This window comes from Spirosoma lacussanchae, assembly GCF_005870035.1.
Lineage (GTDB): Bacteria > Bacteroidota > Bacteroidia > Cytophagales > Spirosomataceae > Spirosoma > Spirosoma lacussanchae.
The window spans coordinates 462,118-483,628 of sequence record NZ_SWJG01000001.1 but is presented as its reverse complement, the minus strand read 5'-3'; the positions used below and the strand labels follow the sequence as shown (position 1 = coordinate 483,628).

At 57.5% G+C, this 21,511-nt stretch carries 16 protein-coding genes and 1 tRNA gene; 10 read left to right on the top strand and 7 right to left on the bottom strand.

Annotation, left to right across the window (positions count from 1 at the left end; genetic code table 11):
- Positions 1 to 832: tetratricopeptide repeat protein (locus tag FBR45_RS26490; protein ID WP_212748611.1), on the top strand; the 832-nt coding region annotated here is incomplete at its 5' end.
- Positions 833 to 942: 110 nt separating this feature from the next.
- On the top strand, positions 943 to 3,819 hold the full coding sequence (gene carB / locus FBR45_RS01935; RefSeq protein ID WP_138498844.1) for a carbamoyl-phosphate synthase large subunit: 2,877 nt from the start codon (positions 943 to 945) through the stop codon (positions 3,817 to 3,819).
- A 299-nt stretch (positions 3,820 to 4,118) separates the two neighbouring features.
- On the opposite strand, the gene FBR45_RS01930 is transcribed toward carB, so the two are convergent.
- The gene (locus FBR45_RS01930; protein ID WP_317128591.1) at positions 4,119 to 5,663 is read right to left on the bottom strand and encodes a DUF4394 domain-containing protein; all 1,545 of its coding nucleotides are present in this window, start codon (positions 5,661 to 5,663) and stop codon (positions 4,119 to 4,121) included.
- Between the two features lie 236 nt (positions 5,664 to 5,899).
- Positions 5,900 to 7,372 carry a capsule assembly Wzi family protein gene (locus tag FBR45_RS01925; protein ID WP_138498840.1) on the bottom strand — a complete coding sequence of 491 codons (1,473 nt, stop codon included), beginning with the start codon at positions 7,370 to 7,372 and terminating at the stop codon, positions 5,900 to 5,902.
- A gap of 132 nt (positions 7,373 to 7,504) precedes the next feature.
- Between FBR45_RS01925 and FBR45_RS01920 the strand changes: the two genes are divergently transcribed.
- Positions 7,505 to 8,323, top strand: a complete 819-nt coding sequence (locus FBR45_RS01920; protein ID WP_138498838.1) for an aldo/keto reductase — start codon at positions 7,505 to 7,507, stop codon at positions 8,321 to 8,323.
- A gap of 8 nt (positions 8,324 to 8,331) precedes the next feature.
- On the opposite strand, the gene FBR45_RS01915 is transcribed toward FBR45_RS01920, so the two are convergent.
- On the bottom strand, positions 8,332 to 9,075 hold the full coding sequence (locus FBR45_RS01915; RefSeq protein ID WP_138498836.1) for a Nif3-like dinuclear metal center hexameric protein: 744 nt from the start codon (positions 9,073 to 9,075) through the stop codon (positions 8,332 to 8,334).
- A 35-nt stretch (positions 9,076 to 9,110) separates the two neighbouring features.
- Here FBR45_RS01915 and FBR45_RS01910 point away from each other — a divergent pair, with 35 nt between their 5' ends.
- The 5 genes from FBR45_RS01910 to FBR45_RS01890 all read left to right on the top strand — a co-directional run bounded on the left by FBR45_RS01910 (position 9,111) and on the right by FBR45_RS01890 (position 13,375).
- The gene (locus FBR45_RS01910) at positions 9,111 to 9,638 is read left to right on the top strand and encodes a dihydrofolate reductase family protein (RefSeq protein WP_138498834.1); all 528 of its coding nucleotides are present in this window, start codon (positions 9,111 to 9,113) and stop codon (positions 9,636 to 9,638) included.
- 278 nt (positions 9,639 to 9,916) lie between these two features.
- Positions 9,917 to 11,302: an MATE family efflux transporter gene (locus tag FBR45_RS01905; RefSeq protein ID WP_138498832.1), complete on the top strand. Its 1,386-nt coding sequence runs from the start codon at positions 9,917 to 9,919 to the stop codon at positions 11,300 to 11,302.
- A 118-nt stretch (positions 11,303 to 11,420) separates the two neighbouring features.
- Entirely contained in the window at positions 11,421 to 12,719 is a 1,299-nt protein-coding gene (gene hflX, locus FBR45_RS01900; protein WP_138498830.1) for a GTPase HflX, read from the top strand.
- Positions 12,720 to 12,875: 156 nt separating this feature from the next.
- Positions 12,876 to 12,947: transfer RNA gene (locus tag FBR45_RS01895), tRNA-Arg, on the top strand.
- Positions 12,948 to 13,069: 122 nt separating this feature from the next.
- A complete protein-coding gene (locus tag FBR45_RS01890; protein ID WP_138498828.1) occupies positions 13,070 to 13,375 on the top strand; it encodes a rhodanese-like domain-containing protein in 306 nt (101 codons plus the stop codon).
- 113 nt (positions 13,376 to 13,488) lie between these two features.
- Here FBR45_RS01890 and FBR45_RS01885 read toward each other — a convergent pair whose 3' ends face one another.
- The 4 genes from FBR45_RS01885 to FBR45_RS01870 all read right to left on the bottom strand — a co-directional run bounded on the left by FBR45_RS01885 (position 13,489) and on the right by FBR45_RS01870 (position 16,710).
- Entirely contained in the window at positions 13,489 to 13,707 is a 219-nt protein-coding gene (locus tag FBR45_RS01885) for a YgaP family membrane protein (RefSeq protein WP_138498826.1), read from the bottom strand.
- 93 nt (positions 13,708 to 13,800) lie between these two features.
- Positions 13,801 to 14,457 carry an endonuclease III domain-containing protein gene (locus FBR45_RS01880; protein ID WP_138498824.1) on the bottom strand — a complete coding sequence of 219 codons (657 nt, stop codon included), beginning with the start codon at positions 14,455 to 14,457 and terminating at the stop codon, positions 13,801 to 13,803.
- Positions 14,458 to 14,471: 14 nt separating this feature from the next.
- Positions 14,472 to 15,701, bottom strand: coding sequence for an OmpA family protein (locus FBR45_RS01875; RefSeq protein ID WP_138498822.1), 1,230 nt, complete (start codon positions 15,699 to 15,701; stop codon positions 14,472 to 14,474).
- 55 nt (positions 15,702 to 15,756) lie between these two features.
- Complete coding sequence (locus FBR45_RS01870) at positions 15,757 to 16,710, bottom strand: cyanophycinase (RefSeq protein ID WP_171044814.1); 954 nt, start codon at positions 16,708 to 16,710, stop codon at positions 15,757 to 15,759.
- 278 nt (positions 16,711 to 16,988) lie between these two features.
- Between FBR45_RS01870 and FBR45_RS01865 the strand changes: the two genes are divergently transcribed.
- Both FBR45_RS01865 and FBR45_RS01860 read left to right on the top strand, forming a co-directional pair.
- Positions 16,989 to 20,063 carry a SusC/RagA family TonB-linked outer membrane protein gene (locus tag FBR45_RS01865; protein WP_138498818.1) on the top strand — a complete coding sequence of 1,025 codons (3,075 nt, stop codon included), beginning with the start codon at positions 16,989 to 16,991 and terminating at the stop codon, positions 20,061 to 20,063.
- A 27-nt stretch (positions 20,064 to 20,090) separates the two neighbouring features.
- Positions 20,091 to 21,455, top strand: coding sequence for a RagB/SusD family nutrient uptake outer membrane protein (locus FBR45_RS01860; RefSeq protein WP_138498816.1), 1,365 nt, complete (start codon positions 20,091 to 20,093; stop codon positions 21,453 to 21,455).
- Positions 21,456 to 21,511 lie beyond the last annotated feature (56 nt).

Sequence of the window (21,511 nt, the reverse complement as noted above, 5' to 3'; positions counted from 1 at the left end):
TCGGCAACTGGCTCAGCAGAGCCCAGCGGCCTACCTGCCCGATGTGGCCACCACGCTCAACAATCTGGCTGTTCTCTACAGTGACAACCAACGCTTTGCCGAGGCCGAAGCCGCCTATGATGAAGCCCTGAGCATTCGTCGGCAACTGGCTCAGCAGAGCCCAGCGGCCTACCTGCCCGATGTGGCGATGACACTCAACAATCTGGCTGTTCTCTACAGGGCCAACCAACGCTTTGCCGAGGCCGAAGCCGCCTATGATGAAGCCCTGAGCATTCGTCGGCAACTGGCTCAGCAGAGCCCAGCGGCCTACCTGCCCGATGTGGCGATGACACTCAACAATCTGGCTAATCTCTACAGTGACAACCAACGCTTTGCCGAGGCCGAAGCCGCCTATGATGAAGCCCTGAGCATTCGTCGGCAACTGGCTCAGCAGAGCCCAGCGGCCTACCTGCCCAATGTGGCCACCACGCTCAACAATCTGGCTAATCTCTACAGTGACAACCAACGCTTTGCCGAGGCCGAAGCCGCCTACGATGAAGCCCTAAAAATCAGAGTGGAGCTGGCGGCTTCTAATCCAGATGCCTACAGCGTTTCGGTGGCTGGAACGGCTGTTAACATGAGCATTTTCTATTTAGAGCTACCTGATTCAAACCGGGAGCAGTCCATCGAATATGCATTAATGGCATTGCTACACACCATACCTTACTATGAGCGAGTGCCTTACGCTGGGCGGATAGCAAAGACGGCTGTTGAAATTTGTGAACACTGGGGCATAGACTGGCAGATTGAGTTGCAAAAGCGGATTGACGATTCGGATGTCCAAGCGGATTAATTAACTGTTTTCTTTTAATTCCTTTCTCAGCCCCCTACCTTTGCGGGATTTTTGGCCGTATCGCTCCTGATGTTCTGGCCATTCTACCCATTTTTCATTGCTCCTGAGAAATGCCTAAAAATTCTGCCATCCGCTCGGTTTTGATTATCGGCTCCGGCCCTATTGTTATCGGACAAGCCTGTGAATTTGATTATGCTGGTTCGCAGGCAGCCCGGTCCATCCGCGACGAAGGAATCGAGGTCAGTCTGATCAACTCCAACCCGGCCACGATCATGACCGATCCGATCAACGCGGACAACGTCTATCTGCTGCCGCTGGAGAAAAAGTCGATCGTCGACATCCTGAAAAAACACCAGGAGATGGGTCGCCCCATTGATGCCGTACTGCCCACTATGGGTGGCCAGACCGCCCTCAACCTCGCCATCGACTGCGATAAAGCGGGCATCTGGGAAAAGTACGGGGTGAAGATCATTGGCGTAGACATCAAGGCCATTGAGACCACCGAAGACCGGGAAAAATTCCGGCTGCTGATGCTGGAACTGGGCGCGGGCGTCTGCAAAGGCCGTACGGCTCGCTCGTTTCTGGAAGGAAAAGAAATTGCGCAGGAGATTGGCTTCCCACTTGTTATCCGACCGTCGTTCACCCTGGGCGGTACGGGGGGCGGCTTCGTAAACCATCCCGACGACTTCGACAAGGCCCTCACCGCCGGGCTGCACGCGTCGCCCGTTCATGAGGTGCTGGTCGAGCAGAGCGTTATGGGCTGGAAAGAATACGAGCTGGAGCTGCTGCGCGATAACAACGGCAACTTCATCATCATCTGCTCCATCGAGAACTTCGACCCGATGGGTATCCATACCGGTGATAGCATCACGGTGGCGCCGGCCATGACCCTGCCCGATACGCTGTACCAGAAAATGCGTGATCTCGCCATCCGGGTCATGAGTGGTATCGGTCAGTTTGCCGGGGGCTGTAACATTCAGTTTTCGGTCAATCCGCAAACCGACGACATCATCGTGATCGAGGTGAACCCGCGGGTAAGCCGGTCATCGGCGCTGGCCTCAAAAGCTACGGGGTATCCCATCGCCAAAATTGCCGCTAAAATGGCCGTTGGCTATAACCTCGATGAGCTGATTAACCCGATTACGGGTACGACGTCGGCGTTTTTCGAGCCCGCCATCGATTATGTCATTGTTAAAGTACCGCGCTGGAACTTCGACAAGTTTCCGGGTGCCGACCGCTCGCTGGGTCTCCAGATGAAATCGGTGGGTGAAGCCATGGGTATTGGCCGGAATTTCCAGGAAGCGCTCCAAAAAGCCTGTCAGAGTCTCGAAATCCGGCGCAACGGCCTCGGCGCCGACGGCCGCGAGCTGACCGACCGCGACGCCCTGCGGGAAAGCCTGGCCCACCCCAGCTGGAACCGCCTGTTCCATATTTACGATGCGTTCAAGGCCGGTATGTCGTTCCGGACCATTCAGCAGCTGACCAAAATAGATCCGTGGTTCCTGCACCAGATCGAAGAGCTGATTCTGCTGGAGCGCGAAATTCAACAGTACGACCTCGACGAGCTGCCCCCCGAGCTGCTCCGCACAGCCAAACAGAAAGGCTATGCCGACCGGCAGCTGGCCCACATCCTGCAGGTTCGCGAAAGCAAAATCTACGACTACCGTCAGCGTCACAACATCCGGCGGGTGTTCAAGTGCGTAGACACCTGCGCGGCCGAATTCGAAGCCAAAACGCCTTATTACTACTCGACCTTCAACAACCAGCTGCCCATCACCCTCGACCGGCCCGAGCCGGTATCGGATCTGCCGGGTAACGAGTCGGTTCGGTCGAACCGGAAAAAGATTGTGGTGCTGGGTTCCGGTCCGAACCGCATCGGGCAGGGTATCGAGTTCGACTATTCCTGCGTTCACGGCGTGCTGGCGGCTAAAGAAGCGGGGTACGAGACGATTATGATCAACTGTAACCCCGAAACCGTCTCGACCGACCCCGACATTGCCGACAAGTTGTACTTCGAGCCGGTGTTCTGGGAGCACGTTCACGCTATCATCATGCACGAGCAGCCAGAGGGGGTTATTGTGCAGCTGGGTGGTCAGACAGCCCTCAAGATGGCGGAGAAGCTGACGCGCTACGGCATTAAGATCATCGGCACCAGCTGGGAAGCGCTCGACCTGGCCGAAGACCGGGGCCTGTTCTCGGGCATGCTCCGCGATCTGAATATTCCGTATCCGAAGTTTGGTACCGTTCGCGAATCAGAAGCCGCCATCGAGCTGTCGCGCGAACTGGGTTTCCCGCTGCTGGTACGGCCGAGCTATGTACTGGGCGGTCAGAGCATGAAAATCGTGATCAACGAAACCGAGCTGGAAAGCCACGTGATGAAGATCATGCAGGATATTCCGGACAACAACATCCTGCTCGACCATTTCCTGGAGAACGCCATCGAAGCCGAGGCCGACGCCATCTGCGACGGTGAGAATGTGTACATCATCGGGATCATGGAGCACATCGAACCGGCGGGTATCCACTCCGGCGACTCGTACGCGCTGCTGCCTCCCTTCGACCTGAGTGAGCATGTGATCAATCAGATCGAAGAATACACCAAAAAGATTGCGGTCGCGCTCAAGACGGTTGGCCTGATCAACATCCAGTTCGCCATCAAAGACGAGCAGGTGTACGTGATCGAAGCGAACCCCCGCGCCAGCCGTACGGTACCGTTTATCTGTAAGGCGTACCAGGAGCCGTATGTCAACTACGCTACCAAGGTGATGCTGGGCGACAAAAAAGTGACCGATTTCGATTTCAAGCCGGTCAAAAAAGGCTACGCCATCAAGATTCCGGTCTTCTCGTTCAGCAAATTCCCGAACGTGAACAAGGAACTCGGCCCCGAAATGAAATCGACCGGCGAAGGCATCTACTTCATCGATGACCTGACCGACGATTTCTTCCAGAAGGTCTACTCCGAACGCAACCTCTACCTCAGCCGGTAAAACTGGTTGAGGAATTGGGTATGAATAATGGCCCGGCATTGATGCCGGGCCATTTCATTGGTTATCCTCAATACGAATTCGTACCCACTCCGACCATGAATAGGCCCGGATTTTAATCCGGGATAACCTATTCGGAATGACCATTTCGGGATAAAAATAGGCCCGGCATCAATGCCGGGCCTATTCATTGGTTATCCTCAATACAAATCCGGCCCATTCCGACCATGAATAGGCCCGGATTTTAAACCCGGGATAACCATTCCGGAATGATCGATCCGAAACGGTTATCCCATAATTTATTAGAATCCTAAACCGACGGCGAAACCACGAATCGTGGGGTTGCCGGGCAGCATGGCGCCAGCCGTAACCGACGGCGCGGTCAGGTTTACGGTGTACAGGCGGGTCGTGCCGTTCGACCGGAGAATAGCATAGGCAATATTGCTCGTACCACCGATGTCAAAGCCATTGGCTCCTTCGAACGGCAGGCCCAGCAGACCATTACCGCCAACGGGTACCAGCGTACCGTTGTTCGGCGGGTTCTGGATGAACAGCTGGCCGTTAGAGTTGCTGAGGCTATACAGCGTCGTTGTGGTAGACCCCGCAAAGTTGTTGGTGTAAGCCGCGCCGGTAGCGCCACCCAGCGAGCCGGTCAGCATACCGTCTACAGCGGCAACAGCCCCGTTGTCGGGGTTCAGGCGCAGGTTCTGGTTGCTGTTACTAACGAGCCGGATGCGGTCAACGGTTGGGTTGAAATCGAAGCCGTAGTCACCTACGGTCAGACCGGGGCTAAACGGAGCACCTACCGCCACAGCAGCGCCATTCGACGTGTTGATGGTATAAATCCGGCTCGTGCTGCCCAGCGCGTAGAGTTGACCGTTAACCGGCCGGAAGTCGATTCCATAAATATCTTCACCCGGTTGCAGACCAGTAATCGGCTTGGCAATGGGCGTCGGATTCATCGGGTTGAAGATCCACAGCATGTTCGACGACGTAACGGCGTAGGCAACCGGCTCCGTCGGGATGGCCAGGCCAACAATGCTTACGTTTGGCAGGTCGCCCAGGCGCTCGGCCGCACCGCTCGTCAGGTCGATCTGATACAGACCACGGGTGTTACCGCTGATCAGCGTAGCAATAGCGCTGCCATCCGGGCCAATGTCGAAGCTACCGGTACCGGCAATATCGACACCCAGCGAACCGACAAGTTCGAGCCGACCATCGTTCGGTGGGTTCTGCCGGTACAGCCGGTCGGTAATCGGGTCAATGTCGTACAGGGTCGTAGTTGTAACACCGGCCCGGTTGTTGGTATAGGCAACCGCCGTAACAGCCGCACCCGCTACGCCGTTGATTGCGCCGTCTACGTTGGCTACAGCGCCAGTTTCGGGGTTGAGCCGCAGGTTCTGGCCCTGGTTGGTTACGAGCCGGATGCGGTCAACGGTCGGGTTGAAATCGAAGCCAATGGCGTCGCCGTTAGTAGGTGGCATAAACGGACCGGCACCGATGGGCGTTGCTACGCCACTGTTCAGGTTGATAACGTACAAGCGGCTGTTGCTGCTAACGCTGTACAGCTGCCCCGTAGCTGGTCGGAAGTCGATGCTTACCAGCCGCTCACCGCTTTGCAGGCCCGTAATGGTCATGGAGCTGCTGCTTACCGACGGATTCTGGGTGTTGAGCTTAAGCAGCTGATTGTTGTCCGACAGGACATAAAAGTCAAAGTTAGCCGACAGGCGGGCACCGGAGACGGTGGGCTCAACGGGTTGTAGCGCGTCGCGGCAGGAATCCAGAGTCAGGAGCGAGCCAATAGCCAGCAGGCTGGCGGCCATTCGGAGCTTTGTTCGGTACAGCATAGACATAGATGAAAAGTTTTTCTAGTACTAATTGATCATGAACAGGTTGCAACAACCTGCATGAGCCTATACGACCGAATCTGATGTCTGGATTTTATCGGGTTAAAAAAAGGTTAAAAATTAATATTTCTCTAATCGAACCTACCTACAGGAAAGTGGCAGCGCGGCTACCGAACCGGCTACGCAAACGAATCACGGGGTTGAAACACGACCGCCCGACCCAGCAGCGCCCAAACCTACCAGTTCTTTTTCAAACTGATCGAGCCGCCCGTTGATGTTGGAAACAAATCGCCCCGGTCCAGCGCCAGTGCGGTTGTTAGCCACAGCGGAGCCTTTTTGTGCAGCACCCATTGCGCTGATAGCAGGCCCGAAAACTGCCGGAATGCCGTTGGGTAAGGCTGCGTAAACGTACCCCAATTCCGGCTGTACGAGAGTCGCGTAGTCAGCAGCGGGCCGCGCCGAAAACGACCGCTCCCCCCCCCGTACCAGACCCTGACCCGGTTGTTCGGAAAATACCCTCCGCCGGTGAACGCGTTGACAGCCTCCGAAAACGACGCGCGGGGCGCAATAAACGGCGTTCCGAGTGTATGACCGCGGTACGACCAGCCTTCGCGGTACTGACTGTTGTTGAAGTAGTTATCGCCCCCCTGGTAGCGGGCCATCTGGTCGAACGTGGCTCCGCTCTGGTTGGTTGTACTGAGCCACTCCAGCACTACCCGTTCAACCCGGAACCGGACCGGATTCGTTTGTTTGTTCAGAAACCGTAATCCCGTCAGCCCGTCGGGCACGTTCTGCAGCGCCAGCCCCGACGCGTCTTCGTACATATGCTGGTGGTACAAAAGCCAGCTCTGCTGACGGCCGTTCCAGGCCAGCGCCAGGTCGTAACTACCGACGTGATTACCGATCCGGTTGGTGCCGTCGAAGGTGGTGAAGCGGTTGTTTTGCAGGGCATCCGGGTAGCGGCCCGTGATCAGCGACAGGTAGTCCCGAAACGAAGTAGGCAGGCTACCATCTACCGACAGATCGGTGCCGATCAGGTAATCGGCGCGGCCGCCCCACTGCACCTGGTGATTCAGTCCAACATATACGTTGATCCGCGCCTGCGGCCTTCCTATCCGGCCATACAGGTATTTCTGGTGCAGGTAACTGCCCTCAATGTAGCTATTGACCAGCCAGCCGTGGGCATAACCAGCCCGTATAGCGATGCGGTTTCGGGTAAACGCCAGCGGCACGAAGTCCGGCATGTGCAGCTGAATCTTCGGAAAAGGCAGCGCGTTCCCCGACCAGGCCACAAAACCCGATGTTAGGAGCGTATCGCCCAGTCCGTATACCTCGCGCCGGTTACCGCCAAACAACTCCAGCCAGCGGTAGCGGACAGTCACGTAGGCATCGGGCAAGAGCAAAGCTGGCTGGTCAGGCGACGGGCGCGGCCCAACGTTGGCAACGGCATACAGCCCGCCCCCCCAGTCGACCCGTTTTTTCCGGGTGGTGTCGGGGCGGGGCGCATACGTGCGGGAGATACCCAGCCGGAGCGTCCCGAACGACCCGCGCAGCGGCACCGTACCGTATTGGTTGGTACGCAGCCAGAAGGGGTTCCGGGCAGAAGACGCACCAAACCCACCCAACTCGGCCGAGTACTGAACAGACTGCGCCGACCCAATCCGCAGCAATCCCAGCGCTATACTCCCAATCAGGTAAAATTGTCGCATACCGGGCCTTTTATCCACTTTCTCTATCTACGGAAGACCATAGATACTGAATTCATCTGACATTGGGATATACTCATTTTCCGAACTATTGATCGGTCAATGCTCTTATGCACACAAGACCGTTTTACCCCTATGATTATACCATCCGTTACCCTCAATAATGGCGTCGATATGCCCCTGCTGGGATTGGGCGTTTATGCGCCCCAACACAATAGTGAAGTGCAGCAGGCGGTAGAATGGGCCCTGGAAGCGGGCTGCCGCCTGATCGATACGGCCTCGGCCTACGGAAACGAACGCGAAGTGGCCGACGCGCTCCAGGCCGCTAACCTCCCCCGCAGTGAGGTGTTCATCACCACCAAAGTCTGGGATGACGATCAGGGCTACGAAGCAACCCTGCGCGCCTTTGACCGGAGCCTGGAGAAACTGCAGCTCGACGTGCTCGACCTGTACCTCATCCACTGGCCATCGAGTCCGCACCGGCTCGACACCTGGCGCGCGCTGGAAAAACTCTATGCCGACGGGCGCGTGCGGGCCATCGGTGTTTCGAACTACTACCAGCCACATCTGGACGAACTGCTTGGGCAGGCTACCGTTGTGCCGGCCGTGAATCAGGTCGAGTTCAGCCCCTACTGTTACCTGCCCGACGTGCTGGGGTATTGCCGTTCAAAAACGATTCAGCTCCAGGGATACGCTCCGCTGGTCCGGGGCGAGAAACGTAACGACCCGCCCCTGGTAGCACTGGCCGAAAAATACAATAAGTCGACCTACCAGCTGCTGGTACGCTGGTCGGTTCAGCACGGCGTCGTTACGATACCGAAGTCAGTCAAACGCGACCGCATCCGCGAGAACCTGGACGTGCTGGACTTTACGATCTCGGACGAGGACATGGCCCTGATGAATACCTTCTACGACAACACCCGCATAGCCACCGACCCGCGCGAGATTCCGTAGCCGGTTTGTCAGCGGCAGATGGTGGTCAGGTCCGGCCAGCGCTCGCGCAGGAGTTCAGCCAGTGCCAGCAGACCCCACTCCTCGGTTCGGCGGTGGCCCACGGCGATAACGGCCATGCCGGTCTGGTTCACGGCGTCCTGCGCGGGTTTGCGGTACTGACCCGTCAGGTACAGCTCGGCCCCCGCTTCGGCAGCCTGCCGGATCAGCGCATCGGTCATAGCGCCAACCACCGCCAGCCGGGTTACATCGGTATGCCGCCCGGCTTCGGCCCGGTCGTACCCGGCAAACGCCCGGCTGACCGTGGCCAGCTGGGCGTCGAATTCGCGCGTGGGCACGTCGATCAGCATCCCGACGGGTCGGGGGGGCAGCAGTTGCCCGCGCTCATCGGTAGCCTGTTTGGTGCCCAGCGGCCGAACCGGGTCAGCCGCCCCCAGCAGCCGGGCCAGCCGATGATTCAGACCCATGGTCAATGTTTCATCGAACGGCAGGTGATGATGCAGCAGGGCCAGACCCGCTGGTAGCTGCGACGCATCGAGCTGCCAGGGCCGATGCAGCCACAGGGCGTCGAGTTCCTGCTCACGAATCCAGTTCAGGATGCCCGGAAACGGCTCCAGTGCCAGCCCCAGCCGACGAACGGGCCGGTCAGACGGGCAGTCGATGCCGCCCTGTTCGCTAAGCGGGTAGCGCCCGGTGGCGAATTCGTGGTCGAGATAGTCGGCAATGTGATTGACAAGTAAGGGTTCTGCGCTCATATTTGCTTAACTGCCTGCCCAGCCTATAGTTCGTTATGCGGAAACTGATTCTTTACATCGCAACCTCGCTCGATGGGTACATTGCCCGCCCCGATGGCCGCGTCGACTGGCTCGAAGCCATACCCAACCCAAATTTACTCGACTACGGCTACGACGATCTGCTGGCCGGTATCGACACCACGCTGATGGGCAACAGCACCTATCAGGTCGTTCTGGGCATGGAGGGCGAGTTTCCCTACGCCGACAAGATCAATTACGTATTCAGCCGGTCGGTCCGGCCCAATGCGCCCTATGTTCAGTTTGTAGCCGACGACCCGGTGGAGTTTGTCAGGTCGCTGAAGCAAACCGACGGCCAGGGCATCTGGCTGATTGGGGGCGGTCAGATCAACACCCTTCTGCTGAACGCCGGTCTGATCGACGAACTCATCGTTTCGGTAGCGCCCATCGTGCTCGGCGCCGGTATTCCCCTCTTCGGCGTCGGCGCTACCGAGACCCCGCTCACGCTGGTCAGCAGCCAGGCATTCGATACCGGATTTATTCAGATGACCTACCAGCCTGCCTAGGACAAATAGGCTTTTTCAGGCCGTAGGGGCCTGTTTCAGACCACTGGCTCAATTCTGATTGGATTTCAAAAAAATAAACGCGTAGGTTTGCATCGCAAAACGCGGCCGCGCCAGCGGTCCACTAACGCCCATAAAGTTCCTCGGCTAAGACCCTACGCAGGTCTTCTTTCTCTCCTCCAGTACCTCGCTGACCCTTCCGACAGGGTGGCCATTTCCATGTTTCATTATCCATAGGTTGCCGTTAGCCGGTTGGGCTATGGGTCAATCCGTTGCTGTCAATGACCAGATTTTTCAGGTTATTTCTGGCCGCCCTGCGCGGTTCGGAAACCAATTTTACGTCCGGTAGTATCAACCGGGCCATTTTTCTGCTATCGGTGCCTATGATTCTGGAGATGGTCATGGAGTCGCTGTTTGCGGTGGTCGACGTATTTTTCGTAGCCCGCATCGGTACCGAAGCCATCGCCACGGTGGGGCTGACCGAGTCGGTTCTGACCATCGTTTACTCCATCGCCATCGGTCTGAGCACGGCCGCCAGCGCACTCGTTTCCCGGCGTATAGGCGAAGGCAACCCGCGCGAAGCCGGTACTACGGTGGGGCAGGTTATCCTGGTCTCGCTCACGATGGCGGTGCTGCTCGGCGTACCGGGCGTGTTACTGGCCGAAAACATCCTGCAGCTCATGGGTGGCAATGCCCAGCTGGTCGCTAACGGATCGGGCTTCACGCGCATGATCTTTGCCTCGGCCCCGGCCATTATCCTGCTCCACACGCTCAGCGGCAGTCTACGCGGAGCCGGAGAAGCATCGCTGGCCATGCGTTCCCTCTGGATCGCCAACGGGGTTAACATCGTCCTGTGTCCGGTGTTCATCTTTGGGTTTGGTCCCGTGCCGGCCATGGGCGTAATGGGGTCGGCGGTAGCCACCACCACCGGCCGCTCGCTGGGCGTACTGTACCAGCTCTACGCCCTGACGCGGACGGGTAGCTCGGTGCAGGTACGGAAAGCCGACCTCTCGCCCGACACGGGTATTATCCGAAACCTGCTAAGCGTGGCAGCCGGCGGTACCGGACAGTTCCTGATCGGGTCGGCCAGCTGGGTCTTCCTGACGCGGCTGGTGTCTACCTTTGGCAGCGAGGTTGTGGCGGGCTACACCATTGCCATCCGGATTCTGGTCTTCACCATCCTGCCGTCCTGGGGCCTGGCCAACGCAGCGGCTACCCTGGTGGGTCAGAACCTCGGCGCCGGGCAGCCCGACCGGGCCGAAACCTCAGTATGGCGGGCTGCCTTCTGCAACATGGTGTTTTTGCTGCTGGTAGGCATCGGCTTTTATCTCGGTGCCCATGAGGTAGTTGGCCTGTTCGACCATGACCCACGGGTGGTTGCCGTGGCCGTAGAATGTTTGCGGGTGTTTTGCGTGGGGTATGTCGCCTTTGCGTATGGCATGGTCGTTAGCCAGGCCCTCAACGGAGCAGGCGACACCCGTACGCCAACGCTGATCAACATCGTATGCTTCTGGCTGGTCGAGATTCCGCTGGCCTACGTGCTGGCCGAGCGGATGCAGTGGGGGCCGTCGGGCGTATTCTGGGCGGTGGCGTTTAGCGAAACGCTGCTGGCCGTACTGGCTATTCTCGTGTTCCGGCGCGGCCGCTGGAAGCTGATTCAGGTATAGCCAGATGCAGGTGTAGAGGGCCTTTGGGGGGCGAAACTTTTACCCGGAATGGCCCGTTTATTCATAGTAGACCAGTGACGTTTCATCACGGGTTTACACATACCACAGACATCAATTCATGAACGAAACCCATACACACCCGACAACCAAACCGGCCGAAACCGCCGTACTGGTTGCCCTCGTCACCCAGAAACAGACCGCCGACCAGACCAAAGAATATCTGGACGAGCTGGCTTTTCTGGCCGAGACCTCGGGGATCATCACGAAGAAAACCTTCACCCAGAAACTCGACCGCCCCGATACCCGCACCTTTGTGGGTAAAGGCAAGCTGGAAGAGATTCAGACGTATATACTCGACAACCCCGTCGATACCATCATCTTTGACGACGATCTGACCCCGGCGCAGGTGCGTAACCTCGAAGGTCAGTTTACCGACGTTAAAGTGCTGGACCGTAGCCTGCTGATTCTGAACATTTTCTCGATGCGCGCGCAGACGGCCCAGGCCCGCGTGCAGGTCGAGCTGGCGCAGTATCAATACCTGTATCCCCGACTGACGCGGATGTGGACTCACCTGAGCCGGCAGAAAGGGGGCGCCGGGATGCGCGGACCGGGCGAAAAAGAGCTCGAAACCGACCGTCGGATCGTGAAAGACCGGATCGCGTTTCTGAAAGAGAAGCTGGCCAAGATCGACAAGCAGAGCGTAACCCGCCGGAAAGAACGCGACCGGCTGGTCCGGGTGGCGCTGGTCGGCTATACCAACGTAGGCAAGTCGACGCTGATGCGGACCATGGCCAAAGCCGACGTGTTTGCCGAAAACAAGCTCTTCGCTACCGTCGACTCGACCGTACGGAAGGTGACGCTGGGCAATATCCCGTTCCTGCTCACCGATACGGTTGGGTTTATCCGCAAACTGCCGACTACGCTCATCGAGTCGTTTAAGTCGACCCTCGACGAGGTTCGCGAAGCGGATATCCTGGTTCACGTAGTTGACGTGTCGCACCCTAATTTTGAGGAGCAGATCGAGGTCGTGAATACCACCCTGGCCGACATCAAAGCCGCCGACAAACCGATGGTGCTGGTGTTTAACAAAATGGACCAGTTTACGCCGAAGGAAGAATGGCTGGAGCAAACCCTGCCCGACCCTGCCGATGATCCGTTTGGTGACGACGCGCCGGATGAGGTAGCCGTACCGGTAGCCGTACGTCGGCAAACCGCGCTCGATTTTCTGAAGAAAACGTACCTGACCCACAAGGCCGATCATGTCGCGTTCATTTCGGCACAGACCGGCGAAAACGTGGGCGAACTGCGTGAGCTGCTGTATACGTTAGTCAGGGAGAAGCACTATCAGATCTATCCGAACTGGGTCAACGTGCCCCTGGCCGAATCGGCCGAGTACGGCGACGGTTTGGCAGGTTAACGGATTTTCGACAAATTTGCATAGTTCAAACCTAAAAGGTTTCCCCAAACCTTTTAGGTTTTTATTTGGTACCCCGGGCAAGGTTTGCCCGCGTCGAGTTGCCGCAGCTCGGGCAGAGCAGGTCCTTTTTCCGGCCCAGCTTAGCTACTAATAACAGGTCCCGTAGTTCAACGGATAGAATAGACGTTTCCTAAACGTTTGATATGGGTTCGATTCCCGTCGGGACCACGACATGGTTTGCACAGCTGTGCAAACCATTTTTTATTATTTCTCCTGGCTGCGTGATAAATGTCACGGACACTGGCCGGCACGGCTTATAGCTTTGTAGGATCAATCAACTTCCTACGCAAATGATCAATAGGCTGAAATCGTTATTCGGCGCTTCCGGAAGCCGTTCGTTCGATGAATCGATACTCCGGGAAGCAGTAATCGTAGATGTACGCTCGGCGGGCGAGTTTGCGGGTGGACACGCCAAGGGGGCCGTTAATATTTCCCTCGATCAGCTCGAAGCCCGGCTCGACCAGCTAAAAAACTACCGTAAACCCATTGTGCTCTGCTGCGCGTCGGGTATGCGGAGTAGCCGCGCCAAATCGTTTCTGGCCAGCCAGGGGCTGAAAGACATACATGATGCCGGTAGCTGGCGAAATCTGCCCTAGTCAGCCCTACCTGATGAATGGCCTCAGTACATCCGTTTACAGTTATCCCCACCTACCGGTAGAGACACCCCCCCCCGTCAGTGGATTCATCCCTGACGGGGTACCTGCCTGATTCATTTGGCTGAACTCGTTTTTCGGCGGTTGGTGTGGAGGCCGAAGACCGTGTAAAGGGGGCATACGCCGGTCATACTGGTCAGGGCAAAAACAACGGCCACTATACCCAGCACAATGGCCCATAGGCCCGTGACGAGTTGTGTGACAATGAGCAGAACGACGATGGCGGCTATTGACAGCCGGATGCGTTTGTCTAGAAAACCCATGTTCGCTTCCATGTGATTAATAAGCCTGGTTGAGCCAACAAGGTACGCAACCGTCGAGGCCCACGTCTGTGACTTTTATCACACGAATCCCTGATTTTTAACCCATTACCGATTCCGATCTACGCCCACCTGCTCGCAGTAATCGAGTACGGGGCAGGTAGAGCAATGCGGCAGGGTACCCGTGCAGATGTGTTTACCGAAGGGCATCAGCAGCCGGTTAATGTTCACCCACTGCTCGCGGGGGACCTGCTTCTCCAGCGCGGTCAGGGTCTGCTCGGGTTGCCTGGTCTGAACGTAACCCCAGCGGTTGACCACCCGGTGTACGTGAACATCCACGCTGATAGCCGCCTGACCCGTCGCCACACCCAGCGCCAGATTCGCACACTTTGGCCCCACCCCTTTCAGCGAGGTCAGCGTTTCGTAGTCGGCCGGTAACTGCCCGCCAAATTCGTTGACGATCCGTTCGGCAATGCCGCGCATGGTATAGGCCTTCTGATCCGGGTAGGTAGAGCCATACAGGCAGGCCGTCAGGGTCGGGATGTCCAGGGCCAGCAGCTGCTCCGGCGTGCGGGCCTGCTCGAACAGCCGTAACGATACGGGTATGGTTGTTTCATCGAGCGTCCGGATCGACACGATGCAGGAGATCAGCTGCTCGAACAGGCTGTCGTAGCCGCGTTCGGCCAGCTCGAACATGGCCGCTTTGGGATAGGGCCTGATAGCCTCGTCGATACGCGACAGAACAACGTTGAGGTCAAACGACATAGGTGAGTCTCGGTTTACACCGTTACAACTACCATCTCGACCCGTCGGTTTTCGGGCCGCTCTTTCAGGCTGCGGTTGGTGTTGATGGGGCGCGACGGACCGTAGCCGACCGTTTCGATCCGCCCGGCGGCAATTCCTTTGCTGACCAGATACCGCTTCACCTCATTGACCCGATTGCGCGACAGCTCCACGTTGGCATCGAAATCACCGACGGTATCGGTATGCCCTTCGAGCCGGATCTGCATGGTCGGGTTATCCTGCATGACAGCCACCAGCCGGTTGAGCTCCGGAAACGACTCCGGTTTAAGATCGTACTTCGACACATTGAAATAGATATTACGGAGGGTGACCGTAGCACCGGCCTCGATGGGTACCAGATCGAAGTCGCGGGTAAGGTTGATCCGGTTCGTTGCCAGCGTATCGCTCTGGCTGAAGTAACCCGGTGCCGAGGCCGTAATGGCATAAACGCCCCGCCGGTCGACAGGAATCTGGTACTTGCCCGTCAGACTGCCGCTCAGCACCGAGTCGGCGGGATCGTCGCCCGCGGCTTCAGCGCCCGAGATCAGCTGGTAGCTAACCGTGGCCGTTATAGGTTTACGGCTTTTGGCGTTGCGCGTAATACCGGTTATCGATATACTGGCCGGAACAGGGGCAGGCGTTACGGGTGCCGGGGTTTTGGTTTCGGGGGCAGGCTGAGGCAGGCTACGCGGCCGGGGCGTCGGCGTGGCGGGTACCTGCGGACGCGGACTCCGTTTGGCATAGGTATCCTTGGGCGGGCGGGGCGGGTTAATGATATGTACTCCCCAGAAGTTGAAACAAACGTATCCGTAGCTGTCCTTGCACTCGAACAGGTCGAATACCGTATAGCCCGGATCGATGCGCTCAAAATACGCTACGAAATCGACCGTCTCGCCGGGGGTGACGCGCCGACGGGTTTCGAGCGGGATGTTCTCGGCCCGTACAAACTTGTACGACCGTTCGCCCTGATTGACATACAGGCGCGACGACGGCTGAAATCCAATGGTACTGCTGATGGTCCGGTCCGGAATCTGCCGACGGCTACCCGCGGCCCGAAATGTCATGTACAGGATCGTGTACTGATCCGTCAGCTCGACTCGTTGAATCGACACATCGGTGTCGTTTACGTCGTCGACGCGGGGCTTCGGTGTGGTATACTGAACCTGAGCCAGCAGGTCCGGTACCCACACCAGCCCTACCAGCAGGGCAAGTATATAACGGTTCATGGTCGTTGTTTACGGGAAGTGTTCTTCTCTAAAACGTTGGACCAGGCCGGGTAGTTTATGGTTTAATCAATTGCCCGTTTTCGGCGTACCAGTACGCAATGCCAGTCGGGTCGGCAGGCTGGAACGTGCGCAGATCAAAACCGGCCGTACCCGTCTCGGAACCCGCCACCCGCACCACCCGTACGGCTTTGGCGCTGGCTTTCCAGGTGAGGGGCTTACCGGGCGTACACGTTTCGGGCAATGTGGCCGCGGCCTGCAGGAAATAGGCGTTACCCTGCCCGAACACCAGCGTTTTACCGTCGGGTAGCACACAAACAGCCGTTTTTTCATCGACGCCGATACCCCGGGGTTGTTTGGTCTGGGTTGCAGCGCGGGCCAGAAACGTCAGGTGTCGGCCATGCCGGTTGCGGTTGGTATAATGCTGGTCGGTGATCAGGTTGGCCAGCAGCGGGTGTTTCAGAAAATCAGCATACCCCAGCGTAACCCGCTGATCGAACGGGTTGGCCAGCGCTTCGTCAGAAACGACAGAATCGTGCAGCGCCGAGAAATAGACCTGCCCCAGAATAGCACAGCCTGCGCTGGTGCCGCCCAGCACTGCTCCCGCCCGGATGCGTTCGTTCAGGGCATCGGCCAGCGGGGTTCCCCGGTAAAAGTTGACGTAATTGGCCTGATCGCCCCCGGCGAAGAAGATCGCTTCGGCCTGGCGTACTTTCCGGAGAATATCGGCATGATGGGCCAGCTCACGCGTGTTTACCAGTATCGTTTCGACGGAGTTGACGCGCTCGCCCAGCCGGCTGAACAGATAGTCATTATAGCCATTACTGCCCGACGCTCTGATAATGAGCACATCGCCGTGGTTGCTGCGTTGCAACAGCCAGCGCATGGCCGCATCGACATCGGTACTTCCGCCAGCCAGTACAAGTCCGCCCAGGGGTTGGGTCTGCACATCGGCCGTGTCGCCCGTTACCCAGGCGGTATAGGCCGCTGGCCGGAGGTCGGGCGTGGGCACAAGATTTCCACAGCCTATCCATAAGCAGGCGGGTAACCACAGAAGAAAGCAAACCGGTCGAATCATAAACGCCTTAATCGTACGGAAACGCAAAGATAGTATACTTCAGCTTTTACTTACCCTATTAATGGAGTATGCTATTATATAATATTTGGTATAATTTTATTTCATCACATAATGATTCTGATATATGTATGTATTACCAACCAGAGTATCCTTTTTAAATCAGTACGCAAACATTACTTTTGTGGTTATTGTCGAATTAACCACTTCATATTATGAGTAAAATTCTACGAATTGTACTGTCATTGCTCGTTCTGGCCGTACAGATAGGGTATGCACAAACCCGCTCTGTTTCGGGTCGGGTTACGTCGTCAGATGATAATGCAGCCTTACCAGGGGTATCGGTCAGTGTAAAAGGCCGAACAACGGGTACGCTGACCGATGCCAATGGCAACTATGCCCTCAACGTTGACGATAACGCTACACTTATCTTTAGCTTCATCGGCTTCGCCAGTATCGAAGAGCAGGTAGGCTCCCGCTCGGTCATCAACGTAAAACTACAGGCTGATGTCCGCAACCTGAACGAAGTCGTCGTCACGGGCTACGGGCAGCAAATCAAGCGCGACCTGACCGGTAACATTGCCAAGATCAGACCCGCTGATATTCAGGACCAGCCCGTAACGACTTTCGACCAGGCCATCCAGGGTAAAGCTGCCGGGGTGCAGGTCAACTCGGGTAGCGGCAAACTGGGTCAGGGCATTCAGGTACGGGTGCGGGGCCAGTCGTCGGTATCGGCCTCCAACCAGCCGCTGTACGTGGTTGACGGTACACCGGTAACGACCGATAACCTTTCGTTCAATGCCGCGGCCACCAACCCCCTGAGCGACATCAACCCACAGGATATCGAGTCGATCGAAATCCTGAAAGATGCGTCGGCGGGCGCTATTTACGGCTCGCGGGCGGCCAACGGTGTTGTACTGATTACGACCAAAAAAGGCCGCGCCGGTCGCACCAACGTGACGTTCAGCGCGCAGGCCGGTTCGAGCGAGCCCACCCGGAAGGTGCAGTTCCTCAACACCCAGCAGTATGTAGATTTCTACCGGCAGGCGGCTGCCAACTCGGACCGCATCGACGGCTACGCAGCCAACGACCCTGATTCGTATACGACATACATGGAAGATTTCTTCCTGACGCAGGGCCTGGGCACCTTTGGTACGGCCAACCAGGCCAGCACCAACTGGGGTGATCTGGCCTACCAGGATGCGCCCTTCCAGCAGTATGATATGAACATCAACGGCGGTAACGACAAAACAACGTTCTACCTGTCGGGCCAGATTCTGGATCAGAAAGGGATACTGATCGGCAACGCCCTGACGCGTTACTCGGGCCGGGTCAACATCGACCATAAAATTTCGGATCGGTTCCGGGTTGGCTTCAACACCGGTCTGTCGCGCACGTTTAACCAGCGGCTCTCGGGCGACCGTCAATTCGACAACCCGGTTCAGATGGTGGCCCTGCCACCGATGACGCCTTCGACGGACCCGGCCACCGGGCTGCCCGCAGGAACCCCTCCCGGCGACATCTCGATTCCGTATTACTACAACCCGATTGTGAACCTGGGTAACTCGAACTTCAACACCACCGTATACCGCAACATCAGCAATGTATACGGCCAGTTGGGTATTGTTAAGGGCCTCACCTTCCGAACCGAATTTGGTCTCGACGTGCTGAATCAGCAGGAAGAGCTGTATTACAGCAGCAAAACCCAGCGAAACAGTGGCTCACCCCTGGGCGAAGCCTCGAACCGGTACGTACGCGTCGAAAACTACACGACTAACAACTTCTTCAACTACGGTACCAGCTTTGGCCGCAGCGCGGTAGATGGCGTACTGGGTATGTCTTACCAGCAGTCGCAGCGGAAAACCAGTTTGGCCGAAGGACAGGATTTCCCCTCAGACGCCTATAAGCAGCTCGCCAGCGCAGCGCGCAAGACCAACGCCAGTTCGACCCAGACCGACTACCGCTTCCTGTCTTACTTCGTTCGGGCCAACTACAAGTTTGCCGATCGGTATCTGCTGGGCGTCAGCGCCCGGATTGACGGTTCGTCGCGCTTCGGGCAGGACAGCCGCTACGGTTTCTTCCCGGCGGTTTCGGCGGGCTGGGTGCTGACCGAAGAAAACTTCCTGAAGAATACCTCCGGTATCAGCTTCCTGAAACTCCGCGCCAGCTACGGCCGCACCGGTAACGCCGAAATCGAAAACTTCCCGCAACTGGGCCTGTTCACCGGCGATGGCGGCTATGCCGGCCTGCCCGGTCAGCGGCCCTCGCAGCTGGCTAACCCCAACCTGAAGTGGGAGACCACCGACCAGGCCGACATAGGTCTTGATTTCGGATTCCTCAACAACCGGATCAATGGCGAAATCGACTACTACAACAAGCAAACGACGGGGCTGCTGCTGAACGTAAACGTGCCGGGCACAACCGGCTTCTCGACCCAGTTCCGCAACGTAGGTAGTCTGGAAAACAAGGGCTTCGAGTTTGTCCTGAACACCGAAAACACCACGGGCGCTTTCCGCTGGACAACGAGCCTGAATGCATCGACGAACCGGAACAAAATCACGAACCTGCAGGGTCAGATTATTGAAGGGGGTCTGAACGCCATGAGCCGGGCCGTTGAAGGTCAGCCCCTGGGGGTGTTCTTTACACCCGAATACGCGGGGGTCGATCCGGCCAACGGAAATGCGCTCTGGTACAAGAACACTACTGGTACAGACGGCTCTATCGACCGCACCACCACGAGCACCTACAACCAGGCGCAGCGCGTAGTAGCGGGCAGCCCGCTACCGAAGTGGACGGCCGGCGTTACCAACACCTTCAGCTACAAAGGATTTAGCCTGAGCGTCTTCTTCAACGGCGTGTTCGGCAACAAAGTCAACTTCTATGGCGTAGGTCGTTTCTCGTCGGCCAACGGTCGCTTCGAGGATAACCAGACTGTAGATCAGTTGGCCGCCTGGACTCCGCAGAACACCAACACGACGGTACCGGAAGCCCGTTTGTTCTTCAACAACGGAGCCCAGCCCTCTACCCGCTTCATTCTGGATGGCTCGTTCGTTCGGCTGCGGAATGCTACGCTGGCTTACAACCTGCCCAAGACGCTAATCAACCGGGCTAAGCTCAACAACGTACGGATCTTCGTAACCGGCCTGAACCTGCTGACCTTCACCAACTATGCTGGCTGGGACCCCGAAGTCAATGCCGACGATATCGTTACCAACATTGCACAGGGCTACGATTTCTACACGGCTCCCCAGGCCCGCACCATTACGGGTGGTATCAACATCGGATTTTAAGCAATCGACAAACGGACATTTCAGATTATGAATACATACATAAAAAACGGATTGCTGGTTGGTTTGAGCACCCTGTTGCTGACCGCCTGTAACGACCGCCTGACCGTACAGCCAACCCAGAGTATCGACGCCAGCCAGGCGCTGACTACCGAACGGGATGTGCAGATTACCCTCACCGGCGCCTATGACGGCATCAGCGATGTGAACCTCTACGGGGGCGGTATCCAGTATACCGGCGAGCTGCTGGGCGACAACCGCGATGTGGTATTTGGCGGAACGTTTACGAGCCTGGATGAACTCTGGCGCAAAACCGTCACAACTACCAACGTCGACGTGCGTGACCTCTGGCTCGACAGCTACAACGCCATCAACCGTACCAACAACGTACTGGCCAACCTGGACAAGGTCAGCGCAGCCAACCGGAACAACTACGAAGGGCAGGCTCGTTTCCTGCGCGGCTCGCTGTACTTCGAACTGGTGAAATTCTACGGCAAAAGTTTCAACGACGGTACGCCCGCCAGCAACCTGGGGGTGCCGCTCGTGCTGACGCCCACCGGAACGATTGGCGACGCCGACAGCCGCCCGCGGAACAGCGTGGCCGAGGTATACGCGCAGGTACTCGACGATCTGACGAAAGCCGAACAGCTGCTGCCAGCCACCCAGCCCGCTTCCTTTGCCGGTACGGCCGATCCGAAAGGCTTTGCCAACAAGGCGGCTGCCCAGGCTATGCTGGCCCGGGTATATCTGCAACAGCAAAACTTTGCCGGTGCCCGCGATGCCGCTAACCGCGCCATCACCGCCGGTACGTTCTCGCTGGCCAGTACCTTTGCCGGTGCCTTCACCGATACATCGCCTGAAACGATCTTCAAGGTACTGGTTACCGATCAGGACGGCAGCAACGCGCTCAACACTTACTACGGGTCGACCCGCGTGTCGGGCCGGGGCGATATCCGGGTGCAAACCAAATTCCGCCAGCTGTACGACGCTGCCGATGTGCGGGGCCAGTTTTTCACCACCGTCAGCAATAACGTGTTCACGAATAAGTTCAACGACCGTTTTGGCGATGTGCCGGTTATCCGGCTGGCCGAGATGTACCTGGTCCGGGCCGAAACGAACCTGCGCCTGAATACCACCGTCGGCGCCACTCCGCTGGCGGATGTGAACATAATCCGCGCCCGGGCCGCTGCGCCCGCGCTCACCAGCGTGAACCTGGCGGCCGTGCTGCTCGAACGGCGGCTGGAGCTGGCGTTCGAAGGTCAGCAGATTGCCGACATCAAGCGCACGGCCGGTACCGTTGGTACCACGCCCTACAACGCCAATAACCTCGTACTGCCCATTCCGCAGCGCGAGATCGACACTAACAAACAGCTGACCCAGAACCCCGGTTACTAGCGGTCAGGCACCCATAAAAAAAGCGAGCCACGTAGCTGTGGTTCGCTTTTTTTATG

Excerpts from the sequence above, each read along its gene's own strand:
- FBR45_RS01915 (WP_138498836.1), bottom strand. The coding sequence starts at position 9,075 with ATGAGCGCAGAACCCTTACTTGTCAATCACATTGCCGACTATCTCGAC.
- FBR45_RS01860 (WP_138498816.1), top strand. The coding sequence starts at position 20,091 with ATGAATACATACATAAAAAACGGATTGCTGGTTGGTTTGAGCACCCTG.
- hflX (WP_138498830.1), top strand. The coding sequence starts at position 11,421 with ATGAACGAAACCCATACACACCCGACAACCAAACCGGCCGAAACCGCC.
- FBR45_RS01905 (WP_138498832.1), top strand. The coding sequence starts at position 9,917 with ATGACCAGATTTTTCAGGTTATTTCTGGCCGCCCTGCGCGGTTCGGAA.
- FBR45_RS01880 (WP_138498824.1), bottom strand. The coding sequence starts at position 14,457 with ATGTCGTTTGACCTCAACGTTGTTCTGTCGCGTATCGACGAGGCTATC.
- FBR45_RS01890 (WP_138498828.1), top strand. The coding sequence starts at position 13,070 with ATGATCAATAGGCTGAAATCGTTATTCGGCGCTTCCGGAAGCCGTTCG.
- FBR45_RS01925 (WP_138498840.1), bottom strand. The coding sequence starts at position 7,372 with ATGCGACAATTTTACCTGATTGGGAGTATAGCGCTGGGATTGCTGCGG.
- FBR45_RS01865 (WP_138498818.1), top strand. The coding sequence starts at position 16,989 with ATGAGTAAAATTCTACGAATTGTACTGTCATTGCTCGTTCTGGCCGTA.
- FBR45_RS01885 (WP_138498826.1), bottom strand. The coding sequence starts at position 13,707 with ATGGAAGCGAACATGGGTTTTCTAGACAAACGCATCCGGCTGTCAATA.
- FBR45_RS01875 (WP_138498822.1), bottom strand. The coding sequence starts at position 15,701 with ATGAACCGTTATATACTTGCCCTGCTGGTAGGGCTGGTGTGGGTACCG.
- FBR45_RS01920 (WP_138498838.1), top strand. The coding sequence starts at position 7,505 with ATGATTATACCATCCGTTACCCTCAATAATGGCGTCGATATGCCCCTG.
- FBR45_RS01930 (WP_317128591.1), bottom strand. The coding sequence starts at position 5,663 with ATGCTGTACCGAACAAAGCTCCGAATGGCCGCCAGCCTGCTGGCTATT.
- FBR45_RS01910 (WP_138498834.1), top strand. The coding sequence starts at position 9,111 with ATGCGGAAACTGATTCTTTACATCGCAACCTCGCTCGATGGGTACATT.
- carB (WP_138498844.1), top strand. The coding sequence starts at position 943 with ATGCCTAAAAATTCTGCCATCCGCTCGGTTTTGATTATCGGCTCCGGC.